The 21,875-nt window shown below is 59.4% G+C and carries 18 protein-coding genes, 6 pseudogenes and 1 riboswitch; of the genes and pseudogenes, 13 read left to right on the plus strand and 11 right to left on the minus strand.

Features of this window, described 5'->3' with window-relative positions:
• Nucleotides 1-4: 4 nt before the first annotated feature.
• Nucleotides 5-201, minus strand: a riboswitch (cobalamin riboswitch).
• A gap of 1,508 nt (nucleotides 202-1,709) precedes the next feature.
• The 4 genes and pseudogenes from bioD to I6F35_RS22060 form a co-directional block, all read right to left on the minus strand.
• Nucleotides 1,710-2,342 carry a dethiobiotin synthase gene (bioD, locus tag I6F35_RS22045; RefSeq protein WP_225119768.1) on the minus strand — a complete coding sequence of 211 codons (633 nt, stop codon included), beginning with the start codon at nucleotides 2,340-2,342 and terminating at the stop codon, nucleotides 1,710-1,712.
• Nucleotides 2,339-3,460: pseudogene (locus I6F35_RS22050) on the minus strand (8-amino-7-oxononanoate synthase). Before I6F35_RS22050 ends, bioD begins: the two are co-directional and overlap by 4 nt.
• Nucleotides 3,461-3,541: 81 nt before the next feature.
• Nucleotides 3,542-3,897 (minus strand): annotated as a pseudogene (gene panD, locus I6F35_RS22055) (aspartate 1-decarboxylase).
• A gap of 103 nt (nucleotides 3,898-4,000) precedes the next feature.
• Entirely contained in the window at nucleotides 4,001-4,393 is a 393-nt protein-coding gene (locus I6F35_RS22060; protein WP_225119769.1) for a hypothetical protein, read from the minus strand.
• A gap of 667 nt (nucleotides 4,394-5,060) precedes the next feature.
• On the opposite strand from I6F35_RS22060, the gene I6F35_RS22070 reads away from it, so the two are divergent.
• The 6 genes and pseudogenes from I6F35_RS22070 (at nucleotide 5,061) to I6F35_RS40230 (ending at nucleotide 9,322) form a co-directional block, all read left to right on the plus strand.
• The gene (locus I6F35_RS22070; RefSeq protein WP_249792670.1) at nucleotides 5,061-5,264 is read left to right on the plus strand and encodes a hypothetical protein; all 204 of its coding nucleotides are present in this window, start codon (nucleotides 5,061-5,063) and stop codon (nucleotides 5,262-5,264) included.
• A gap of 192 nt (nucleotides 5,265-5,456) precedes the next feature.
• Complete coding sequence (locus I6F35_RS22075; RefSeq protein ID WP_225119770.1) at nucleotides 5,457-5,816, plus strand: Dabb family protein; 360 nt, start codon at nucleotides 5,457-5,459, stop codon at nucleotides 5,814-5,816.
• 118 nt (nucleotides 5,817-5,934) lie between these two features.
• Nucleotides 5,935-7,327 (plus strand): annotated as a pseudogene (pabB, locus tag I6F35_RS22080) (aminodeoxychorismate synthase component I).
• Nucleotides 7,324-7,906, plus strand: a pseudogene (locus I6F35_RS22085) (aminodeoxychorismate/anthranilate synthase component II). Before pabB ends, I6F35_RS22085 begins: the two co-directional pseudogenes overlap by 4 nt.
• A gap of 350 nt (nucleotides 7,907-8,256) precedes the next feature.
• Nucleotides 8,257-8,901 (plus strand): annotated as a pseudogene (locus I6F35_RS40225) (S9 family peptidase); the annotation flags it as partial.
• A 112-nt stretch (nucleotides 8,902-9,013) separates the two neighbouring features.
• The gene (locus tag I6F35_RS40230) at nucleotides 9,014-9,322 is read left to right on the plus strand and encodes a prolyl oligopeptidase family serine peptidase (RefSeq protein WP_346283193.1); all 309 of its coding nucleotides are present in this window, start codon (nucleotides 9,014-9,016) and stop codon (nucleotides 9,320-9,322) included.
• Between the two features lie 277 nt (nucleotides 9,323-9,599).
• On the opposite strand, the gene I6F35_RS22095 is transcribed toward I6F35_RS40230, so the two are convergent.
• Nucleotides 9,600-10,508 carry a sulfite exporter TauE/SafE family protein gene (locus tag I6F35_RS22095; RefSeq protein WP_225119771.1) on the minus strand — a complete coding sequence of 303 codons (909 nt, stop codon included), beginning with the start codon at nucleotides 10,506-10,508 and terminating at the stop codon, nucleotides 9,600-9,602.
• Between the two features lie 1,205 nt (nucleotides 10,509-11,713).
• On the opposite strand from I6F35_RS22095, the gene I6F35_RS22100 reads away from it, so the two are divergent.
• Complete coding sequence (locus I6F35_RS22100) at nucleotides 11,714-11,929, plus strand: hypothetical protein (protein ID WP_208829570.1); 216 nt, start codon at nucleotides 11,714-11,716, stop codon at nucleotides 11,927-11,929.
• A 106-nt stretch (nucleotides 11,930-12,035) separates the two neighbouring features.
• On the opposite strand, the gene I6F35_RS22105 is transcribed toward I6F35_RS22100, so the two are convergent.
• A complete protein-coding gene (locus I6F35_RS22105; RefSeq protein ID WP_225119772.1) occupies nucleotides 12,036-13,196 on the minus strand; it encodes a hypothetical protein in 1,161 nt (386 codons plus the stop codon).
• Nucleotides 13,197-13,275: 79 nt separating this feature from the next.
• On the opposite strand from I6F35_RS22105, the gene I6F35_RS22110 reads away from it, so the two are divergent.
• Nucleotides 13,276-13,542, plus strand: coding sequence for a hypothetical protein (locus tag I6F35_RS22110; protein WP_225119827.1), 267 nt, complete (start codon nucleotides 13,276-13,278; stop codon nucleotides 13,540-13,542).
• On the opposite strand, the pseudogene I6F35_RS22115 reads toward I6F35_RS22110, so the two are convergent.
• From I6F35_RS22115 to I6F35_RS22130, 4 genes and pseudogenes are all read right to left on the minus strand, one after another.
• A pseudogene (locus I6F35_RS22115) lies at nucleotides 13,447-13,955 on the minus strand (transposase); the annotation flags it as partial. The gene I6F35_RS22110 and the pseudogene I6F35_RS22115 sit on opposite strands and share 96 nt — an antisense overlap.
• Before the next feature lie 211 nt (nucleotides 13,956-14,166).
• Nucleotides 14,167-14,994, minus strand: a complete 828-nt coding sequence (locus tag I6F35_RS22120; protein WP_225119823.1) for a citryl-CoA lyase — start codon at nucleotides 14,992-14,994, stop codon at nucleotides 14,167-14,169.
• 37 nt (nucleotides 14,995-15,031) lie between these two features.
• The gene (locus I6F35_RS22125) at nucleotides 15,032-16,294 is read right to left on the minus strand and encodes a CoA transferase (protein WP_208829192.1); all 1,263 of its coding nucleotides are present in this window, start codon (nucleotides 16,292-16,294) and stop codon (nucleotides 15,032-15,034) included.
• Nucleotides 16,295-16,430: 136 nt separating this feature from the next.
• Nucleotides 16,431-16,898, minus strand: a complete 468-nt coding sequence (locus tag I6F35_RS22130; RefSeq protein ID WP_225119773.1) for a hypothetical protein — start codon at nucleotides 16,896-16,898, stop codon at nucleotides 16,431-16,433.
• A 427-nt stretch (nucleotides 16,899-17,325) separates the two neighbouring features.
• Here I6F35_RS22130 and I6F35_RS22135 point away from each other — a divergent pair, with 427 nt between their 5' ends.
• The 3 genes from I6F35_RS22135 (at nucleotide 17,326) to I6F35_RS22145 (ending at nucleotide 19,504) form a co-directional block, all read left to right on the plus strand.
• Complete coding sequence (locus tag I6F35_RS22135) at nucleotides 17,326-18,015, plus strand: IclR family transcriptional regulator (protein ID WP_225119774.1); 690 nt, start codon at nucleotides 17,326-17,328, stop codon at nucleotides 18,013-18,015.
• A gap of 146 nt (nucleotides 18,016-18,161) precedes the next feature.
• On the plus strand, nucleotides 18,162-18,431 hold the full coding sequence (locus I6F35_RS22140) for a hypothetical protein (protein ID WP_208829189.1): 270 nt from the start codon (nucleotides 18,162-18,164) through the stop codon (nucleotides 18,429-18,431).
• Between the two features lie 836 nt (nucleotides 18,432-19,267).
• Entirely contained in the window at nucleotides 19,268-19,504 is a 237-nt protein-coding gene (locus I6F35_RS22145) for a helix-turn-helix domain-containing protein (protein WP_225119775.1), read from the plus strand.
• A gap of 10 nt (nucleotides 19,505-19,514) precedes the next feature.
• Here the strand turns inward: I6F35_RS22145 and I6F35_RS22150 are convergent, their stop codons facing one another.
• The gene (locus I6F35_RS22150; protein WP_225119776.1) at nucleotides 19,515-20,903 is read right to left on the minus strand and encodes a tyrosine-type recombinase/integrase; all 1,389 of its coding nucleotides are present in this window, start codon (nucleotides 20,901-20,903) and stop codon (nucleotides 19,515-19,517) included.
• A 306-nt stretch (nucleotides 20,904-21,209) separates the two neighbouring features.
• Here I6F35_RS22150 and I6F35_RS22155 point away from each other — a divergent pair, with 306 nt between their 5' ends.
• Nucleotides 21,210-21,431: a hypothetical protein gene (locus tag I6F35_RS22155; protein ID WP_225119777.1), complete on the plus strand. Its 222-nt coding sequence runs from the start codon at nucleotides 21,210-21,212 to the stop codon at nucleotides 21,429-21,431.
• Nucleotides 21,432-21,467: 36 nt separating this feature from the next.
• Nucleotides 21,468-21,866 carry a hypothetical protein gene (locus I6F35_RS22160; RefSeq protein ID WP_225119778.1) on the plus strand — a complete coding sequence of 133 codons (399 nt, stop codon included), beginning with the start codon at nucleotides 21,468-21,470 and terminating at the stop codon, nucleotides 21,864-21,866.
• Nucleotides 21,867-21,875 lie beyond the last annotated feature (9 nt).

Raw genomic sequence — 21,875 nt, forward strand, 5'->3', positions numbered from 1 at the left:
CCGTGGACGAATATGCTGTCGGGGCAGGTCTCCTGGCTCGCGGGTCGTCGCTACTGTCCGGCCTTCCCGAAGTCGCGTGGCTTCAGTGACTTGTATTGGACAGCGGCTCGCCGCCTACAGTTGCGGGGGCAGCGCCGGCATCACACCGGCTTCCCTCTTAGCTCCGGATCAATCCGGAGCACCTCGACAGATCCGATTATCTGCAAGAGGACCGTTCCGTCAACTATCGAAAATCACCCGTGCGGCGTTCCCCCGCTTGTGGGAAACAGAGGCAACTAGCGCCTTCTCATCGTGCGGCCGATCGCCCCATTGAGTTCCGCGCGTCGGCGTTCGATCTTCAATCTTGTGGATGCCGCCGTCGCGGGATCGCTGCTCCGGAATTGCTCGTACTCCTTACAAAGCGCCCCCGGATGCAGATTGCGGCGCAACGACAAAGTTTCTCCTTGGATTCAGACGAGATTGGCCGTGCGAGGACGAAAGCGATCCTTGCGGTGGGGAAGCAACACTGCCGTCATCTCGCGACGCTCTGGGCATCGCGGACGCCAGTTATGCCGATCCTAAGCCACCGCACAACCTTGGTCGATCTCGGGCGCTCAATTTTCTCCAGCAGCGAAGTTGCGTCCCTGAAGCAATCTGCCGATGACCTGGTGGTAAAACCACCCGTTCAGACTGCTACATCGCCTTCCAGGCTCTTGCCTGAAAGCTATAGCGCCGATCTCGTCGCCCTCACGGCGGACTGTTCACTCCGTCGTCTCCGGATTTTGAACGGTCGCACTGCGTATCGGTCAATTGACGTTCCGGCTGCACAACCAAGGGGCACCGTGACCTCACCAATTGGGCTGGGGCACTGCGTGCAACTGATGATCTTTGCACAAAAGATGCGATACATACGCAAAAATCACCGCCAAACGGCGCAAGAAGTCGCTTATCCGATCATTTGTTCGCGCGTATAGACCACCACGAAGTATCTCCCCACATTGATCTATGTGCTCACAAGCTTGGAGTCTCGGTGAGTAGTCGATCCACTCATCTCGATGCTCCTTCAGCGGCCCCTTGGGGCGTTTCCTCCCTCTGACTTGGCCGCGCGTAACGTTCGCGCGGCCTTTTTTCTGCATCCAGCAAGACACGCCGATTGAGTTGCAGGATTCAAGGTTTCAACGCGCAAACGCATGGAGCGGATTCTCACACAGACACTACGTCATTCGCCCATTCTCGGTCACCTATCCAATTTTTCGATCTGATTTCAAAGAAGAAGGGCTCCAGGGCCGGCGATTGACAACCGCTCCTCGTCTAGGGTGAGCGGTTCTAGAACGTATCATCAAGCGGACTCCAGAGCGCTGCTCATGCGTAATCATCGAGTGTCCACCGCACACGACCTATCGCAACGAACGGAGTTGAAGTAACATAGAACAGTGGGGGCCCAGTACGCGCGTTGAACGCGCTTCTGGCACCTGCCGACGTCGCGCCAACCGTATCGCGGTCGCAGGAATGTTGCATCACGACAATGCGTATTCGCTGCTTGCTGACGTCATGCCCATGGCCGAGCGCCATTTTCACCACTTCAACACTGAGTGAGCCACAATCGCAGCAGAAGACCTATACGGCGACCATCGAGGCCGTGGAGATAAGCGCCGTCACCGCCCCGACCTTTCATCTCACATTGAAGCGCGTGTTGCGTGAGCGATGCCAATCGGCGATCTTGGCCCAGATCATGGTTTGAAATCCTTAGGGACAAACGAGTCTTTGAAGGCCGCCTGCAGCGTGTTTGCCGTGAGGGGAGAAAGCCAAGGCAATCGCCCCAACCAACGCACGCGCCCGATTTCGCAAATTGCCCTCTCAGGCTCGAGATTTCGTTCGCCAATGAATGCAATTCCGAGAATGCGGATCTGGCGCTTTCGCAGAGCCTCTATCGACAGCAGTGCGTGATTGATGGTGCCAAGTCGCGTGCTTGCGCAGAGCACGACGGGAAGCTGCCAGCGCTCGAAGACGTCGATAAAAAGTATGTCGCCACTCAGGGGGACCACGAGCCCGCCGGCGCCCTCGATCACGAGCGGGCGCTCCCTGCTGTCCGGCACATCAATCCCATCGACATCGATGCGAACTCCGTCTATTTGGGCGGAATAATGGGGCGAAGCGGGCGTTCGAAGGCGATAAAGCTCCGGCACGATCCGATCGGGTGAGAGACTGCCCAGCCGCGCGACGAGCTCGCTATCGGTCTGTCCTTCGAGGCCGGCCTGAATTGGTTTCCAATAGTTCGCGCCGAGGAGATTTGCGAGGCCTGCGGAAATGACTGATTTCCCAATTCCGGTATCTGTGCCCGTTACCACGATCGGCTCAGTCATCGCGATTCGCCGCACGTCTCTTCGATCAACGCATCAAGCATTTCGGATACATCATCTTCGGTGACGTTAAGCTGAGTGAAATTCGCAACGTGCCGTGCCCGCCGGCATGGTTGGCGGCCGGATTCCGCGAATGTCGAAGCCCCGCGCCTGCATCGCCGATGCGAGCCGCATCGCGCGCGCATTGTCGCCGACAATGTACGGAACGATTTGTGAATTCGAAGGACTCGAACGGCCGCGCACGGCTATCTCCCGATGCGTGAACGCGACCAGCTGAGCCAGACGCTGCTGACGTTTGGGTTCCTCTCCCAGGATCAAGAGTGCCTCGCGCACGGCGACAGCCGTCAACGGTGACGGTAAATGGACGACAGCGATTGACCATGAAGTCGCGCAGCACGCCTGTGGCAGTGACGAGCGCGCCGGCAGCGCCTAGCGCTTTCCCGCAGGTGTGGACCATCAAGAGATTTTCTCGCCCCTCATAAGCGCGGTGAGCCCCCGTCCCTGCTCGCCATAAACGCCTGTCGCATGAGCCTCATTCACGATCAGGAATGCTTCGCATCGCTCCGCGAGCGCGACCAGCTCCCTCAGCGGCGCAAGATCGCCATCCATGCTGTAGAGACTCTCGGCCACGATCCAGACGCGCCCCGTTCCGCCAGTCACGAATGGTGTCTTCGACCGACTAGGGATCGTTATGGGCGCTGATCCGAAAGTCAGCCCGGCCGGCTCGCGCACCTTCATGAATACTCGCATGCACGAGCGAATCGAGCACTAGCAAATCGCCCCGCTGCGGCAGCGTTGTCAGGACAGCAAAGTTTGCGACATAACCGCCGCCAAAAAAAGAGCGCCGTCTCCGCCCCAAAGAACCTGGCAGCCTCTGCTTCGAGACGTTCGTGCTCCTCGCAATTGCCGCGCAGAAGCCGCGACCCGCCGGCGCCGATCGGTGTCCCGGCCTCAAGCGCGGCTAAGACAGCCTTCTTCATCCGCGGCGCGCTCGCCAGCGCCAGATAATCGTTCGACACGAAATCGATCCGCGCGCGTGGCTTGAGGCCGCGCAGCCGGTCGTCTTGTTTCGGAGCGTGCAAGGCCGCGACATAGCCGGCAATCTTGGCCGCGTTGTTCATGCTTCACTCCGAAGATCGAGCCATCGCGCACAATTCATTCTCCGCTGAAGGACAAGAGCTCCAATGTTGGTGTCGCAGCTTTCAATCCGGCGGGATGCGATTTTCTCGGTCAACCAGCACAACGCGGGGTTTAAAGATTTTAGCTTCCGCCTCATCAAACGAGGCATATGCAACGATCGTAATTTTGTCTCCGGTCATTGCAAGTCGCGCGGCCGCACCGTTCAAGTCTATCGTGCCCGACCAGCGGGGCGCTTCGATGACATAGGTGTGGCGAAGCGCGCTCCGGTTTCGATGTTGTAGATTTGGACGCGTTCGTTGATCAGGAAACCTGCCGCGTCCAGCAGCGCACGATCGATTAATATCGAGCCCTCAGAGTGCAAATCGGCTTCGGTGACAGAGGCACGATCGATTCTGCCTTTCATCAAAGTAACCTGCATTTCTCACCTAAGCTGGAGTTGCGCGGAACGCGCTCGCTGCGCTGTTGACCTACGCAAGGTGCGGACGTGATGCCGAGCCGGGCCAAGGCCCTTGACTGCGCGATCATGTCGCAGACCTGATCGATATCGCGGTCTGTCGGATTGCACCAGTGGGGTCATAAAGAAGCTGGGTTGCGCCGGCGCCGTTGGCGCGCTGCGCGGCGGCGAACACATCGGCGCGATACGCCAGGCGGCTGGCTTTCAGCCAAGTGTCGTAATGCGTGCTCTGCGAGCAGTAGCCCCGGCCTTCCCGAGAGGCGCCGGCCTTGATGCTGAATAGGCTTGCGGTGTCGACGTGGTTTAGATCGAAGTTGTCGCGACGAACGCTCTGCGCCTGACACATCAGGTCAGCAAACAACATGCCATAGAGCGCTTCGGCCTTCACGCGGGTCCAGTCACTGCGGACCGGCGCGCTCTTGCCGCTGTCATTCCGTTCGACTCTCACACCAGCAACCATAAGACTTGCTCCCGCACCCTCGAACCGATCATAGATATCCTTGGCGATTATCGATAATAGCTGACGCGATGCTAGTTGACCGCTCAAGGAGATGATCTTGGGGAAGCTCCGAGCGGCTGCAGGATTGTCGCCGCCCTGCTGGCGCTCACGAGAAAATGTAAAGCCCTCTCAACGCCTAAAGACCGCGAAAACTCGCCAGAGATTGGAGAAATTCTGCAACGTTAGGGGCTCTCTTACGATTTCGACGCCGAGTCATCGCACATATTCGGCCGCTCGCCTGAATGACGACATTCGAATGCTCATTTACGTCGATTGCGCGGCGCGTTGCGGAGTCAATCGCTGAGCGCATTGTCAGCGACGCCTGCGGCCAGACGCCCCACTCCGGCAGGATATCGCGCGGGAATTTAACTCCAGCTACGTTCCCGTGCGCGAGGCCTTTCGGCAACTTCAGGCCCAACATCTTGTCGTCGCGTGTGCGCGGTGCCCCGCTTGATACCAGTTCCCGTGAACGAGATCGCCGAGATGCGCGCCGCGCCCGAAGTGGTCGCGTTGCGCCAATGCTCACCGCTACCCATTTGGCACGGATCGACCTCGCCGTGATTGACCGAGACTGCGCCCCCAGACCATTCAGGAGTTTGAAATAGCCGACCGCGCCTTTCACCACGCGCTGGCGGCGCCCTGCGCGTTGCCGCGCCTGCTGGCGAGCCTCGACGCACTACAGCGTGCAAATTCACGCCTCGCGTTCGCAATGGCGCGAAGTAGCGGCTGGCGACCGCGGCCCAATCAGGATCACCGCCTGATTCTGCAAGCCGTGCCGCGCGCAACATCGATCAAGTCTGCAGTCTGCTGGCGCGCCACATTCAAACGATAGAGCGCCTTGCCCTTCCCGCGTCCTGACCACGAATGAGATCTGGCAAGATCCCGTTGCAGAGGGCGGGCGAAGCGCAAGAGCGTCAAGCCACCGACCATCTTGCCGGGCGATTCAGCGCAGCTGCAGCATTGCAGCGGGCTCGATCGCAAGCTAGTTATGCGAAGTTCTTGCGACATGAGCTTACGGCTATCCATGATTCGTCACATCGTCTTGTTCACCGCCACAGATCAGGCCCACATCGACCAGATCATCGAGCGCCTATCGGTTCTCACCACAATCCCGCATGCGCGCCGGCTCGAGATTGCGCGCAATCGCAAGACCGACCAGCTCGGCAACGAGATCGACGTGGTGGTCTATGGTGAGTTCGAGAGCGAGACGGAGCTCGCAGCGTACAAAGCGCACGCTCTCTACGAGGAATCGATCAGGCGGGTCCGCCCGCTCCGGGAGTTGCGGTTCGCGGCCGACTACAATGTATCCGCAGATGTGCGGTTCACCTCGACGGCAGCGATAAGCCAAGTGAGTGGGCAGTTCGGGTCAACTGGCGGGGGTTAGCATTGGCTATCGGTCTCAAGAGCTTGCAGGTCCCAGACGAGCGTCGCTCGCATCGGCGTAGGCTTCGCAATCGGAGCGCGTCTGACCAGCACGCTAGTTGTCGGTGACTGAAAAGCCGATGCATGTCCGCGAACTGCAATGGATTGAGCCTGTCACAGCGATACACTGTCTCGCGCATCGACCGCACCTGACGTTTCTCGATAGCGCGGCACGGCATGAATTGCTTGGCCGTTATTCCTATCTGACCTGCGAGCCATTCAGCACCTATATGGTCGCGGACGGACAGGCGAGTTGCAATGGAGAGGCTCTCGCGGGCGATCCGTGGCGAGCTCTTCGCCGCCTGCTTGCCAAGTACCGGGAAGAGCCTCGTCCCGATCTGCCGCCCTTCCAGGGAGGTGCAGCCGGCTTTCTGGCTTACGATCTGAACAGGACGCTGGAGCGACTGTCCGCGCCAGCAGTGCCCGGTCAGGGGCTGCCGCAATCCATTTTGCATTTCTATGACGTGGTCGTCAGCTTCGACCACCGTGACGACAGATGCTGGATCGTCTCGACCGGATGGCCGGAGCAGGATCCCGGGCGACGACGCGCGCGCACGCCGGCGGGCCGATGAGTTTGCCGCGCGGCTCGCCGCCCCCAAGACGCCGCGGAACGGCTCGCCCGGCCGAGCGGGCGCATGGCAGTCGAACTTCACCCCTGAGGGCTACATGGCGGCGGTGCAACGCGTCATCGACCTCATTCTGGCGGGCGACATCTTCCAAGCCAACCTTGCGCAGCGCTTCAGCGCCCGCCTGCCGAGCTCATTTGATCCGCTCACCTTCTACTGCCGGCTGCGGTCATTGAACCCGGCCCCGTTTGCGGCCCTGCTGCGCTACGGCGGGCTGACCATTGCCTCGAGTTCGCCGGAACGATTCCTCAAGCTTGACGGACGGCAGGTCGAAACGCGCCCCATCAAGGGCACGATCGCGCGGTCCCCTGATTTGAGGGACGACCGGTGCCGCGCTGAACTCCTCCTCGCGTCCGAAAAGGACCGTGCCGAGAACACCATGATCGTCGACCTCCTGCGCAACGATCTGTCACGCGTTTGCACGCCACAGTCGGTTGAGGTTCCAGCACTTTGTGCCCTGGAATCCTATGCCTCCGTGCACCACCTCGTCTCGACCGTGACGGGTGAACTTGCAGGAGATGAAGACGCCGTCACCCTGTTGCGCGCGTGCTTTCCCGGCGGCTCCATCACCGGGGCACCGAAGGTGCGCGCGATGGAAATCATCGCAGAGATCGAGCGGGTGGCGCGAGAGATCTATTGCGGGGCGATCAGCTTTATCGGCTTCAACGGGCACATGGACACGAACATTGCGATCCGGACGGTCACATTCGACGATGACTTGGCTGTGTTTCTTGCAGGGAGCGGGATCACGGCGATGTCGGACCCAGGGGCCGAATATGAGGAGACGCTCGCCAAGGCGCAACGAATCTTCGATGCGTTTCGTGCTGACACATCTGGTGCGTTTTGATTGTCATCATCGACAACTACGATTCTTTTGTCTTCAACATTGCCCGCTATTTCCGCAAGCTGGGCGCAGCGACGGCAGTGATCCGGAACGATGCCGTTAGCGTCAGCGATCTTGCCGGCCTCAAGCCGCGCGCCGTGGTGATCTCCCCGGTCCCGGCCCCCCCTTCACGCCGGCATATCGATAGCCGTCGTCCACGAACTGTCAGGTCACGTCCCAATTCTCGGGATCTGCCTTGGACACCAGTGCATTGGGAGCGCGTTCGGTGGACGCGTGGCGCGTGCACGTCGTCCGATGCACGGCCGCTCGTCATACGTCACCCATGACGGCCGCGGACTGTTCGAGGACCTTTCGTCCCCACTTTGCGTTGGCCGCTACCATTCTCTTGTTGTTGACCTCGACGGCTCATGCGCACCGCAACTCGCAGTGACAGCGCGTTCGGACGAAGGCGACATCATGGCCCTCGCCCATCACTCTCACCCGACCTATGGCGTGCAGTTCCGCCCGGAATCGATCCTCACTCAACAAGGGCACGTGCTGCTGATGAACTTCTTGCGAATAGCTGAGACTTGTCGATCGTGAGGTTTTGGGGCGAAGGGACCATGACGAAGGCCGGCTATCCTTTTGTCGTGAAAGAGCTCAAGCGCGCTCAGCCGCTCGTTCAAGCGCGCGAGGTCTTCCGCGGCGAACCGACCGATGCCAGTACGGGGCCATTCGTGCTGCGGGACAGTGAAGGCAAGGTCCATGCGACCGGGGCCATGCGCGCCATCAGCAGGTTCGAGTACGAGTATGTGCTTTTCGGGCCCAAGGGGCCGATCAAGCTCAACCTGCCAAAGAAGGCGAACATCGGCGGCATCGCCAGTGACCGTCTGCTCGTGACGCTCAAGGAAGACTGGACGCCGTCCGGCGACAGTCGCTTTGCGGCCGGTTCGATGATCTCGTATGACCTGGACGAATGGAAACAGGATCCGCTCAGCGCCAGGCCGTCGCTCGTCTTCCAGCCGGCGCCTCGGCAGGCGCTCGGCGGCTTCGCGGCTACGAAGAGCCTGTTGATCCTGAGGATCCTTGACAATGTTCAGGGCAAGGCGTTCGTCTACAAGTACGATCAGGGCGCCTGGCGGGCCACGCCGATCCCGCTCCCGGAGAATGCGAGCGTCAGCCTGCAGGCCGCTTCCGATGAAACCGAGGAGGTGATGTTTGCTGTCTCCAACTATCTCACGCCGACGTCGCTCTACTGCTTCGACGCCGCAAGCCAACGCCTCGAGCTACTGAAGACGGCACCTCCGCAGTTCGACGCGTCCAGGCATATCGTGGAGCAGTTCGAGGCAACTTCGCGCGACGGCACCCGGATTCCCTACTTTCTGGTGCGGCCCAGGAATGCGAAGCTTGACGGGGCGACCCCAACCCTTCTCCATGGCTATGGCGGGTTTCAGATGCCGCTCCTGCCGTCCTATGCGGGGGTTATGGGGCGGCTCTGGCTCGAGCAGGGCAATGCATATGTCGTCGCGAACCTGCGCGGCGGTGGCGAGTTCGGGCCGCAATGGCACGAGGCCGCCCAGGCGGCAACGAAGCAGCGAACATGGGATGATTTCATCGCCGTTGCAGAGGACCTGATCCGCCGGAAGGTCACCCCTCCGCGGCGGCTGGCGGCGGCTGGGGGTGGTCGGCGGCAGCCAAGGCGGCCTATTGGTGGGGACCGCAATCACCCAGCGACCCGACCTCTTCAACGCAGCGATCGTGCAGGTGCCGCTGTCCGACATGCTTCGGTTCACCAAGCTGGGCGCCGGCGCCTCCTGGACCGGCGAATACGGCGATCCCGCCATTCCCGAGCAGCGCGAGTGGCTCCAGGCCTACTCGCCCTATCAGAAGCTGGTCCCGGACAGGAACTACCCGGTTCCCTTCATCCTCACGTCCACCAAGGACGAGCGTGCATCCGGCGCATGGCCGCAAGGCAGCCGCCTGGCTCGCTGCGCTGGGCCAGCCCTATTTCTACTATGAGAATATCGATGGGGGACACAGCGCCGCCGCCAATCTCACCGAACATGCACGCCGCATGGCACTCGAGTACACGTATGCATTCGGACGGCTTGTGGATTGAGTGAGGTCGAGGAGCGGATTCGCTAAATCGACGGTGCAGGCGGCAGCCGATCAACATCAGCCGTTTGGTCGCCAAGAGCTCGAGCGCGCCGCGGCGGCGCGCCAGGGTCGTTGGAACGGAACGCCAGCCAGGTTGATCGTGTGCATTTCCGTTATGCGGACAGAATACCAGATCCATTCAACTTGAGCTCGCTCTAACCTCGCGCTCGGCGCGCCCCGCTTGTCTCTGCGGTCGCCCAGGGCCGCCGTTATGTGCGGTAAAGAACGTGTACAGCAAGCAAAGATCGATCAGGATCGTCGCCGCCATCACGCCATAGGCCCACGGGCTCCGCATCAGCGCGAGCTCAATTAGCACCCGTGATAGGCCGAAGCCCACGACCCAGGCATCAAAACTCATGCAGATGCGGCGGAAGATCTCCGGATCAAGCCGGCGGATGACATAAGATCCCAGCGGAATGCCAAGCACGACACTGGGAACAAAGACATAAAGCAGGCTGCCGCTTTCGGAAATGAACAGGCCGAGCTTATAATAGATGAACGCGGTTACGCTCGATTCCGCCACGCGAACCAGGGCTAGGCCGGCGCGAAATTCGTTTTTGACCAGGCCCTGGTTGTTGAACAGCATCGCCAAAGGCGGGCCTGAGATGGTCGTCACCGAGTAGAGGATGCCCAGCATCGACCCGAATGGCAGGCCGATTAGCCAGCTTGCCTCGATCGGGCGGCGCCAACCGGCGGCTTGCAGCAGGATCAGGGGCAGAATGATCGTATAGGTCGCGAATTTAATCCAGCCCGGCTGCAGCGAGGCCAGCGCATAGCCGCCGATCGCAATGCCTGGCAAGAGCCCTAGCAAGATGGGAAACACCCGTTTCCAAACCGCCGGCACGCTCTTCAGATTGATGCAAAGGACGTAGAGGTTGACGAAGACCTCGATGATGACGATGGCGGGGTTGAGAATGCGATTGGTGTAGAAAACCAGCGCAAGGGGTACAGTGAGTGACGAAAAGCCGTAGCCGATGGCTCCATTTACAAGGGCCGCAAAAAACGTTGTTGCGGCCAGAAAAAACATAGCGGTATCAAAGGCAGGCATTCAACTTCCAACTCCGAAGAGCGTCGGATCGCGCGTCAGCGGGACCAGACCAACATTGGCCACAGGCTTGCGGCAGATTCAGATCATTCGCCTAGCACCTCCGGCTCCATTCATAGTGGCAGCGCTCAAGTGCAAAGGTTCGCCAGTTGCTCCCATTACAGACTTCAGTGTATAATGGAAGCCGTGCTGTATTTTCCACTATCTAAAACCACGGCCACTCAGGCAGACGTGCCTCTATTTCTTTCGAATGTCGATCAACGGTCTTCGTATGGTGATCTAAAGGCTGATCTTCCTGAGCTTCTCCATCTCCGTCGTTTGCATGAAATTCGGCGATGCCATTTTTGATCGCTGACCGCGATTTTGATTAGAGGCACCTTCAAGATAGGCGCCAATGTTTTTCTCTAAAGCGAGCAATCGGCCGGGCGCCGCTGGAAGCAGCAGAGCTCAGCCCTCGGGGCACAGCCGAAGAAAACGTAACGAGTTAGCGCCGTCGTAGCAGCCAATGTCCAAAATCACTGCATGTGGCTTCTGCAGGAACGAAACAATGTGCTGATGGATCTCTAAGGCGAAAGTGGGCTCATGTGTTTCCATTCAACTTTGTCCCTCGTGCCTCCATAGCACGCAACAGCCTATCCAGTGAGCTTAAGGTTTCGCCGACCCACCGATTGTCAAATGATCCAGCTTCGACGTCGAAAGTAGACAATTCAACGGGTAGCTCAACTCTACAGAGGTAAACAGGTGATATAGAACCGGCTGCAAAACCTATACCAAGGTTTGTCTACAGACCGCGCTGTATGAGCCAGGTGAGACTCGGCCATGCTCCTTTCGGAAGGAGCGCATGCCGGCGACAATCGTGATGACGGAGCCGCTCACCAGGAAGTAGCCGGCCCACTGCGGCTGATCTTTCGGCGCAGACGATCGGCACCGTCGCGGGTAGCGCGCTTACCGACCTTCGAACGCGGACAACCTGAATGCGCAGATCTGCCAGAAAGAAGACTTGGGGGACCGACCGTCCTGATGATGATGATCTCCTCGCGCCGGAACTGATCTATCACTGGCCCGGCTCTTGGGGCGCCTGAGCATCGGCAAGCCCGGTATCGACGGGCAATCCGACTTGGGACAAGACCGAGCGGGCGATCTTCACCTCGTTCTTCATCGGAGTCTCGAGGACCGTCGAGGCGGTCGCTGCAATGAAGGTGATCGGAATGACCAACGACACCGGTACCCGCGACCGTGTCATTCGTCTGCAAGTGAAATTGGAGCACGTCACCGCGCAGCCCTCCGACGCACAAACCAAGGTCAACGCGATGCATGATCTTCTAATGCAAGCGCGCGGCGTGAGGTGGATGATCCTTCCGGCAATGGCGGGTTTCCTCGCTTCCTTCATCACGAAGTACCTGCACCTGCCGCTCTCGAAGTGAGCCGGTACCATTACGTTCCAAACCGCTTTGCGGTGGGAGAGAGCCGGTTAAGGCCATTCCCCGGGCTTCGCGCGTACGTCCTTTTTGCCGTACGGCAATCTGCTGCTCATGTTGGGCGCAGAAAAACCTGATCCTCATGGCCTGGCGGCCCTAAGGTGGCCGTGTAGTTCACGCCCTTGAGAGGAAAATTTGTCTCCGGCTGGGAGGCGCTCGGCAGCAGCTTGTGCAAGCGCATTCCTTGCATGAAGTCTTCCGACGCCCATTGGGGGCCGTGCTGGAAGCCCAGGGGAAGGTACATTGACAGAGCCGGCAGCGGACCCGGCTCGTAATCCGGCTGATCTAGCGGGCCTGAGCTAGATGCAACTCCCAACGGCGCGGGTTCATCATTCAGCAGTCGCCAAAGCTCGTTTGGAGGGGACTGCCATGAATTTAGAGCCGAGTCCTCTGGATCGGCGGGGACTGGCGACGGTATGGATTGATCATCAAGCAATCGCCGAAGCTCCCCTGGAGAGAACTGCTCTAGATTGAAAGTAAACTCTTCTGGATCGACGGAGAACGACGGGCCAGGGTGATCGTCCCGTCCGCCGTGAAGCTCGTCAAGCAACTCCTTTTCCAGCCGTTCAAGTTCCCCTGAAGCGAGGGAGACTGCCGACGGAGTGGATTGACCATCCGGATGATCTAGCACTCGCCGAAGCTCCGCCTCACGAATTTGCTCTGGATCGAAGGCGACTTGGACGAAAGCCAACGGAGCGGATTGGTTATCCCGCTGTCCCTGGATGTGGTTGCAAGGGACTCCTGACGCCTGGGCAACCTGAAGGCCGGCCTGCTGACGGACCTCTCGAACGTAATCCAACGCGCGAACTATATACGCACCACGCGGGAATGAGTTCTTTACGTAGTCGCGCAACTGATTGTCATTGAGCCAAGCGATCGATCGACCTTCAGAGCCGAGGTTATTCGCCAGTCTCGCAAGGGTGTTGGCACACGCGTACCCGGAGCGCAGGTCCACTTCCCCTCTCACATAGGCAGTGCAAATCGCCGTCTCGATGAGGCTCCGATCTTGGCCAGATAGACGCGGATATAAGTTACAAATGTCATCGGGCAGGAACCGATCCTCGGGAATCGCGGCACGGGCTTGGCCCGCCTCGGCCAAGTGCTGGTCAAAGCCCTCTTGCCCGGCATGGCCCGCTTGCGGCTCTTCTGAGACGGCGCGCGGCACCTGCGGCCAAGATATTACATTGGATCGATCAAAATTGTACGGGTCCACGCTAGCCTCATGTCTAAGAAATCAATTGAGCTGGTCCTACTATGGATAAGCTTTCAAGAAGCTGACGAGGCCGTCGCTCGTGAAGCAATCCATCGCCACATTTGCAAAAACGAGACTGCGTCGCGGCTCTCAATGGTTGCAGGGCATTTTGTATTTCATGACGCGTCGTCGTCGCGCCGAACAAAGCCTTCTGGCAGCTTCGGGGCGACGACTCCGTGTCATTCTTGCGCTTTTGGCCGTGGAAGTCCGCGCCGTCGTCGTCATCGCTGCCGTCCTTGGGGCGGAAGCTCTTCTGGGAGGCCCAAGCCTCAATCAACGTCCCATCCACCGAAAAGTGCTCGTCTGACAACAGCGGCTTGACCTGAGGATGGCTCAAGAGCCTGGTCATGAACTTCGTAAACACCTCGCCGTTCTGCAGCCGCTCACGGTTCTTCGTAAGCTGGTCGGGTTCCAGACCGGATCGTCCGGCGACAATCCCACAAACCAGCGGTACAGGAGATTGTAGTCCAATTGCTCCATGAGCTGTCGTTCCGACCGAATGCCGTAGAACACCTGCAGCAGCAACGCGCTCAGCAATTGTTCCGGCGGGATCAAGGGGCGCCCTTCGCTCGAATAGAGCTTCCCAAAGCTGCGGTTCAACTCGCTCAGCACATCACGGACCAGCGCCCGAATCTTCCTCAGCGGATGGTTCAACGGCACCCGCGCTTCGGGCGAGATGTACGAAAACAGTCGACCCTGATCCACAAATGCGCCCCGCATGCGAGCACCCTCTGATTCGCGATAAAAAATTGAATCAGTAAATTCTCGCTACCGCGAGGGGTTTTTCAGCAGACTGCTAGTCCTCGAACGAAGCCCTCGAAAGCAGTCAGCCGGCTTGCATCCACGCTTGACGTCCGCGCAATCTGAGCCGACGAAATTGGCGGTGGCGAAAAGACGCGCGTTTGATGAGCTCGGCAATCCTGACGGTACATCATGGCGCCTGTTTTAGGCTGCGCCTTGGCTGCCCCTCGTATTTGTAGGCGAACTGCTTAGGCATCGGGCCTTTATTGCGGTCCTGCCGCCCAGTCTGCTCCCATGCATGGGCCAGGATGCCTACCGCCCGTGACAAGCAGAAAATGCCACGGGCTAGGGGTGCAGCAAAGGCCAGTTCCCCGTAGATCACTGCGGTGGCTCCATCGATGTTCAGCGGGATGAGCTTGCCTTTGCGCTCGCGCATAACGCGCTCGATCGCGCGCGCTGCGCTGGCGTAGCGACCGCCGACGGCACCTTCACTGATCGCAGCATCGACTAGCGCGAGCAGCGGTTCAGCGCGCGGGTCGACGGGATGGAAGCGGTGACCGAAGCCTGGCAGATATTTGCCGTGCTCAGCGGTGAAATGGTCGATCGCCCCAGCGGCAGCGTCATCGAGGTCCTTCGTCTCGCTCCATCGCAGGACCTCGTCATAGAGTTCAATCGCCTGCTCCCCCGCTCCGCCATGCACACCGTCGAGCGTGTTGATCGCGGATGCAATCGCGCCGTTCAGCGGCAGCCCGCAACTCACGGCCATCTGCGCGATAGCGATGGACGGTGCATGGGGGCCATGATCCACCGATGCAATCAGCGCAGCCTCCAAGAGCCGCTCCTGTGCCGCTGTGGGTAGCTCGCCACGCAGCATCAACCAGATCATCGCGGGGAAAGAAATATGACCAATCAATTCCTCGATCGTGTATCCGCGATAGGCGATCCGCCCGGGGGCGATGTCGCATATGGAGGTCCGCCACCAATGGGCGGCCTGCTCTCGCAGCTCCGTTTCGCTCATCCTGTTTTCAATCCCGCTGCGCGCAACTGCCTGGCTGTCACGCTGCTCCATCTGTCGCCGGGCGGACCCGCGGAAAATGAGCTCCCTCTTGATGAAGCGTTCCGGCGGCACCGCTTGCGATAAGGTGGTCAATTTCCGAATCGGAATAACCGAGCCGAGCCAGCCATCGCTCCGTGTCGGCACCGAGCGATGGAGGAAGCGCGGGGGCGAGAAACGCCTCATCCAGCCGAAAACCAGGACGCGTAATGCGTAGTGGCGGTTCGCCAGCCCCATCGCGCGGCAGCGTCTCGACAAATCCGCGCTCCAGGAGCTGGGCCTCCCGCAAAATTTGCGGGACGGTCAGCACGCACCCGGCAGGGACGCCGGCGGCATTCAACAGCGCCTCCCACTCCTCCGCAGGCCTACAGCTCAACGCCGCGTTCACTTCAAAGTTAAGCGCTCCGCGGTTCAGTTTACGTGCTTCCCGTTTCGCAAAGCGCGGATCCGTCTTCAAATCCGGCCGGCCGATCAGATCGCAAAGCGTCCGGTACTGCTTCTGCTCATTGGCGGCGATATTCAGCGGGCCGGTCGCGGTGCAGAAGGTGCCGGAGGGTGCGGCCGTGAAATTTTCGTTCCCCATCGGCCGCGGCTCGACTCCGCCGTTCAGGTGATTGGAAACCACCCATCCCATAGCCGAGATGGTCGCCTCGAGCAGCGATACGTCGATGAAGCGGCCCCTGCCCGTTTGCTGCTGCTCGACGAGCGCCGCGGCGATGGCAAAGGCGGCCGTTAGCCCGGCGAGGGTATCGGAGATCGGGAAGCCAGCCCGCAGCGGAGCCGTCGCTGCATCACCGGTAAGACTCATCGCGCCGGAAAGGCCCTGGACGATCTGGTCGTAGGCCGGGCGGGCGGACCAAGGACCGTTTTGCCCAAAGCCTGAGATTGCGCAATAGACGAGGCGCGGATTGCGCCTGCACAACGCGTCGAAACCGAGACCAAGCCGCTCCATGACATTGGGCCGAAAGTTTTCGACAAGGACGTCGGCCTCGGACACCAACCTGAGAAACGCTTCGCTTCCCGCTTCAGACTTCAGATTGAGAGCCACCGACTGCTTACCGGCGTTGACGCTGACGAAGGAGAGGCCCTGAAGGCGCTCTGCCCTTTCCGGATCGGCGCCAAGGCGCCGCGCGAGATCGCCTCCATTGGGGTTTTCGACCTTGATAACCTCCGCGCCGAGGCGCGAGAGATGGTAACAGCAGAATGGGCCTGCCAATACGATCGACAGGTCGAGGACACGGATGCCGGTGAGCGGCAGGGACATCTGACGAAGCCTCACTTGGTGCCATCTTCGGCGCCTGTCGTTGTTAGTTCAACTGCTGGGCCGCGCAGCCAGCGAAGCGATCGGTGATGTTTTGCTGAGCTCGACATTACCGCGGTGATCCTGGTGTAGAAACCGCTCAACACAGCAGGGGTACCTTGGGCGGTTGCGCGTCCATTAGCCTGGCCTGGGAAAACGGCGCCTTGGACGCTTTCAGTTTCTCGATGTTGACTTCACGGTCAGTTTTGTACCCGGCCGGGATCACGCCACGAACTGCTCCGTTGATAGAGAGTTGGCCCAGCGGTGGCTCTTCATCAGGGCATTGACAATGCGCTGCGCCGTTTCGGGAGTTTTGTCGATGAAGATGGCAGCAGGTAGGGACAGGCGCCAGATGGATCCCGCCCTTGGCGCCTACGACGGTGCCCGCATCGAACAGCGAATCGGCCCCAATCCTTCTGGAGAGCAGGGCCGCAATGCAACCGAAATAGACTTGCGCGCCCACTTTTTTGGGGTCGAGCGCAACCACCTCCGGCGCATCGCTCCCGACGGCGATGATGTTGACCTCGCGCCGGCCCAATCCCAACATCTTGATGCAATGGCGCGCCATTCTGCCCGTCCAGGAAGCAGGAGCCGTGATGCCAAGCTTCGGGCCGTCTAGGTCGGAGCCGCTCTTCATACTGGCATATTGACGACGAGATCGCCGCCCACCTCCGAGAAGAATGGTGAGTATGTGGTGCTCCAGGAAGACGCACGAGATTGCGTGCACTGGATCAGGTGATCATAGAAGCCCGACACCATGCGGCGAGCTAGCAATCAGTCTCAGCGGATCATCACCTCGCGCAAGTCAACGGCCAGCCTTGGCTACCCCTTCCACTATTTCACGTCTCGGAACTCGTTCCGTCACGTGCAAATCGATATTCTTGCTTGGAAGAAGAGTCAATCTATTCTGGCTTACAGAACCGGCTTGACGTTTCTAAAATGGATTTTACCCGCCAGATCTGGTAGTTGTTCTACAGAGCAGAACCGGAGCAGAAATGAGCAAGACAGGAGTTGACGCGGTCAGCAGAGCGCTCGCAATCCTGAAAAGCTTCAACGCGGAGCGTACTGCGATGACACTGACGCAGATCGCGGAGACGGCGGACCTCTACAAGAGCACAGTGCTGCGACTGGCCTCTTCGCTGGAGGCTGACGGCTTTCTCGTCCGCGGCGCGGACCGGTTGTTTCGACCAGGACCGGAGTTGTGGCGTCTTGGGGCGCTTTATCAGCGCGGCCTTGATCTTGGCGAAGTCATCCGGCCATCGCTTCGTCGACTGGTTGAGGCAACGGGGGAAACTGCATCCTTTTATGTTGCAGATAACGACGAACGTATCTGTCTTTACCGCGTCAATTCTCCACGTTCAGTTCGACATCATCTCGAAGAAGGTCAGCGATTGCCCATTGATCGCGGCGCCGCTGGGCGAATTCTCACTGCATACCGCGAGCTAGCTAACGCCGAAGGGAATAAAATCCGCGACCGAGGCTTTTATGTCTCGATCGGAGAGCGGGACCCGGAGGTCGCCGCGGCGGCCGTGCCGTTGATTGACGTACACGGCGAATTGAGGGGCGCCCTTTCAGTGTCAACGATCAGGACTCGCTTCAATGCCGATGCCCGCAAGGCGGCGATCGATGCTCTTAAATCGGAAGCCAAGGCGTTAGCGGAATTGCTGCCCGCGAGCCAACGCTAACCAGTGAGGACGTTCGCTTTGTGCCGTTTGCGAAGAATTCGACGCGGCTGCGGGGTGGCAAGGTGGTGGCGCATGATGACGCAATGAGCCTAGTTCCCCCACTCTTCAGAGGTCAGAGCAACCGCGTTAAACGATTGAGTCCAGTAATGACGGACGCGAGCGACATTCACATCCGGTTCGATGCGCCCGCGGTGCTTCGCAAATGGCCCTCCATAAACAATGAGCGTCGTGCAGACAGAAGCACCTATCTCCTGGCGGAAGGCACGCTGGACGACTGCATAGGAGAGTTTATGACCAAGCCTGAGGCCACACGTCATCTTTACCAAATCCACACCGCGCCACAGCCTCCGCTCATACCGGACGTCCTATCAGCCGATCACATCACCGAACTCGCCAGATTGCGAAGTTTTCTCTGATCGGGATGTCGTTGCGGCGCCTGTGGCTGGCTGAAGGTCGGCCTCAAAGGCAGTAAGTCTCAGATCAAGAAAACAGGTCCGCTTCCCTCCCTTCCGCGACAAGGGCACGCTGTGCTCGGCATCGCTCAAAAGGCTGCTCGGCGATAACGGCGAGCTCTCGGAGCGACTGGGCCGATGTATACACTCGATGGTTATCCGGTTTGCCGAGGTGCGGTCCAACGGTCCGCAGATCAACGTGCGTGTGGAACACACTCTCTCCGTGCTATGCGCGCGCCTGCAACGTTCGCGCAATCAGTTGCTAGGACAGGCTGATGCACGACGTAAGATGTGACTGCTTCACATATTCGGAGCGAAACTCCTTCCTAACCTGCCGGTGCACACGTCCTGAAAGGGCGTCTTCTATCCTCTTTTAGGGGAATGCAGTTTCGTCCTGGCCCATCAGGGCGAAACTTTGAGCTAGCCGAAGCAACAAAGGCGGCAGGCTGGCACGCGTTCAGCAAAGTTGGTCACGCAAACAGATGACGCGCAACGCCGCTCACCTGAAAATGATCTCTGTGTCCTCGTCCGATCTCGCTGGCCCACAATCATTCTCGGCGCGTTGAGCTGTCCCATGATGCGTGAAGCTTGCTTGGTTTTCAGTGGAGAGACGAACGAAGCTATGATTGAATGAATTGACGCAACCGCTTTCTTCCGTGCCATTTGTTTTCATCTTGCAGCCAACCTCGTGTCGAGAACGAAATTCACAACGTCGGATGTCAGGCGCGCGCTGTTCCGAAAACACGCCCCGTTAGCTAGACGAGACCGCCGAGTTGATCCCGTCGTCGCGGCGGAGAAGCATGAACAGCGAAGCCTGGGAGGGATCGATGGCGATGACGGATGAGCGCCGCCAAAAAAGGAACCTAATTCCGTTAAAAAAGGCGCTGGAGCGGGGCGGTTTCGGCCGGACCAAGGCCTACAAGCTGATCAAGAAGGGAAAGATCATCGCCTACAAAATGGAGGGGCAGACCATGATCGATGCTGATTCCATCGATGCTTATCATATGTCGCTCCCTCGCATTGAGCCGAGGACATGAAGAAGAGGGTCTAGTTACTTGCGTACGTTTGAAGGCTTGCCTTGATCGGCACAATCCTTTTTGAACCGGCAAAGCTATCGACCCGGTCAGCCCAATGCTGCATCAGCTTGGTGCGCGAGCCGATCAGGGCCAGCGGTCCGTGCCGTTTGTAGATCGCCTTTACCGTGTCACTTTCGAGATGCGCAAGTTGCAACTCGATGACGTCGCCATCCCAGGCCTTGGCTTCCTTGATCTCTTCATGGTGACAAAGCGTCGAGAACGTGGTGCGGAAGCCATGGGCGCAATGTTCGGTCTTGGTGTCGATGCCGAGCGTACGTAGCCGACAACAAAGCGCTCTACCGGACAACGGCGCATCTTCGACACAAGCGAAGACGTAGCGCCGATTGCCGGTAATTTTCCGCACGCGGCGCAGGATAGCGAGCGCTTGTCGCGACAACGGCACGACATGATCCCAGCCGGTCTTCATCTTGGCCGCAGGAATAGTCCACCGCTCGGTATCCCAGTCGACTTCTGACCATTCCATGTTGTTGATCATGCCGGGGCGCGGGACGGTCAGCGCATTCAGCCGAAGAGCATCACCGAGCGGGTCGCCCGATCTGGCCTTCGCCCATACCGGCATGATCAGGCTGAAAAGGCGAACCACGTCCTGCGGATCAGTGACGCCGGGCCGCGGCGTCGAAATGTTGATAGTCAGCTGCTTCTTGCAGGAACGGAATGGATTGTAGCCATCGCCTTCGAGGTCAGCGTAGTCGCAGACTTGCGAACCGATGCTGTGAACTCGGTCACGGGTCTCTAACCTGCCTTCAGCCTGCATGGCCCGAAAGAAAGCCAGAACATCGGGGCGCTTGATGTCTTTCCGACACAGCTTGCCGAAGCGACTCTTCAAATAGCCAGCCCATCGTTCGAGCAGCGCGATGGTTTCAGAACTACGTACTGTGACAAGTCGACCGCGCTTGATCTTCTCGGTTTTCTTCTCTGCGAGCCACTCATCGATCCAGACGCCGAAAGGGCGTTCGGCGGCCTGACGATGTCTTTCGAATTGCTTTTCGATGGAGGGATCAAGTGGTGGATCTTGTGCGAGCAGCGCCTTCGCGGCGTCGCGCTTCTGACGTGCAGTGAAGAGGGAGACGGTGCCGTCGGTACCATCGCCGTAAGGTCCGATGGAGTAGGTCTTCTGTCGGCCGTGAAAGCGATATGCCATCTGCCAGAGCTTGGAGGCAGCCTTGCCCGGTCTGTTCAGGTCGGGCTTGACGAAGAGATAAAGACCACCGCCAGTCACGTCAGAAATCTTGGTGGCCCTCCAACCGCCGTTCTGGAATCTCGGTTTGGCGGCACGACAGTCCACGTCGGTCCTGATCTGCTCGGCCTTCGCGTGCGGGCTAACCTGATTGCTTGCCATCTACTTCGGTTCTCGCGTCTCGGAAGGTCGGAATTGTGCCGCTAGGTTTGTTCTTCCGACACCAACAAAAATACCAACAAAATCTGCGGCTGGACGCGAATGAGAACAAACGGTGCCGAACGGGAATGTAGACAAAAACCCCTCGTCTTCAAGGGTTTCTGCGCGTGTGCGAACACCATCGAGCATCTTAGGACATGTTCGAACAGTGTTCTGTCTTGCGTCCGAGGTAATCGAAACGTCTTACGTGCGAGGTAATCGAAAAGCGTCGCGGATCGGATCATCTTCTGGGGGCACGAGGAGATGACCATGAGACCCGACCCGAGCCCCTTCCCGTCCGCCGCCGACATCGTTGTGTGGCTGCTCAATCTGGCGACGTCGCTGATCGCGCGTTCGCTGCAGCTGCCGGAGCCGCTGGTCTACTCGACCGGCGTCTACGTCGCCGCGCAGGTGCAGGCCGCCGAGACCAGGGCGGCGAAGCGGCTGTGTCCGTTGCGTCTCATGCGTCAGCTCCGTCGGCTGTTCCGCTGAACCATCAATCAGGCTGCAAACCAAAGGAGACCTGTCATGATCCACTCGTCCCAATTCCTGCGCCGCGCGCTGCTCGCCGATGCCGTCTTCAGCGGCGTTTCGGCCGTTGGCCTCACCCTCGGCGCCGGTGCGTTTGCCTCGCTGTTCAATCTGCCCGAGGTGCTATTGCAGGAAACCGGGCTGTTCCTGATCGCCTACGCCGCGCTGGTCGGCTGGCTCGGCGCGCGGCCATCGGTACCCAGACCGCTGGTGGTGATCGTGATCGCGGGCAATGCGCTCTGGACGCTTGCGAGCATCGCATTGTTGTTCTCGGGCGCGGTGAGCCCGAACCTGCTGGGCCAATTCGTGGTGGTGGCACAGGCGATTGCAACCGGCGTGTTCGCGGAACTGCAATATGTCGGCCTGCGCAGAAGCGGTGATGCCGTCATGGCCTAAACTTTCACC

This window comes from Bradyrhizobium sp. BRP22, from assembly GCF_020194175.1.
GTDB lineage: Bacteria > Pseudomonadota > Alphaproteobacteria > Rhizobiales > Xanthobacteraceae > Bradyrhizobium.

What these genes read in the sequence shown, in the direction of transcription:
- I6F35_RS22095 (WP_225119771.1), bottom strand. Translation starts at nt 10,508, where the DNA reads ATGCCTGCCTTTGATACCGCTATGTTTTTTCTGGCCGCAACAACGTTT.
- I6F35_RS22140 (WP_208829189.1), top strand. Translation starts at nt 18,162, where the DNA reads ATGACGGACGCGAGCGACATTCACATCCGGTTCGATGCGCCCGCGGTG.
- I6F35_RS22125 (WP_208829192.1), bottom strand. Translation starts at nt 16,294, where the DNA reads ATGTCCCTGCCGCTCACCGGCATCCGTGTCCTCGACCTGTCGATCGTA.
- I6F35_RS22145 (WP_225119775.1), top strand. Translation starts at nt 19,268, where the DNA reads ATGAACAGCGAAGCCTGGGAGGGATCGATGGCGATGACGGATGAGCGC.
- I6F35_RS22130 (WP_225119773.1), bottom strand. Translation starts at nt 16,898, where the DNA reads ATGGCGCGCCATTGCATCAAGATGTTGGGATTGGGCCGGCGCGAGGTC.
- I6F35_RS22075 (WP_225119770.1), top strand. Translation starts at nt 5,457, where the DNA reads ATGATTCGTCACATCGTCTTGTTCACCGCCACAGATCAGGCCCACATC.
- I6F35_RS22120 (WP_225119823.1), bottom strand. Translation starts at nt 14,994, where the DNA reads ATGAGCGAAACGGAGCTGCGAGAGCAGGCCGCCCATTGGTGGCGGACC.
- I6F35_RS22150 (WP_225119776.1), bottom strand. Translation starts at nt 20,903, where the DNA reads ATGGCAAGCAATCAGGTTAGCCCGCACGCGAAGGCCGAGCAGATCAGG.
- I6F35_RS22100 (WP_208829570.1), top strand. Translation starts at nt 11,714, where the DNA reads ATGACCAACGACACCGGTACCCGCGACCGTGTCATTCGTCTGCAAGTG.
- I6F35_RS22155 (WP_225119777.1), top strand. Translation starts at nt 21,210, where the DNA reads ATGAGACCCGACCCGAGCCCCTTCCCGTCCGCCGCCGACATCGTTGTG.
- I6F35_RS22060 (WP_225119769.1), bottom strand. Translation starts at nt 4,393, where the DNA reads ATGGTTGCTGGTGTGAGAGTCGAACGGAATGACAGCGGCAAGAGCGCG.
- I6F35_RS22160 (WP_225119778.1), top strand. Translation starts at nt 21,468, where the DNA reads ATGATCCACTCGTCCCAATTCCTGCGCCGCGCGCTGCTCGCCGATGCC.
- bioD (WP_225119768.1), bottom strand. Translation starts at nt 2,342, where the DNA reads ATGACTGAGCCGATCGTGGTAACGGGCACAGATACCGGAATTGGGAAA.
- I6F35_RS22135 (WP_225119774.1), top strand. Translation starts at nt 17,326, where the DNA reads ATGAGCAAGACAGGAGTTGACGCGGTCAGCAGAGCGCTCGCAATCCTG.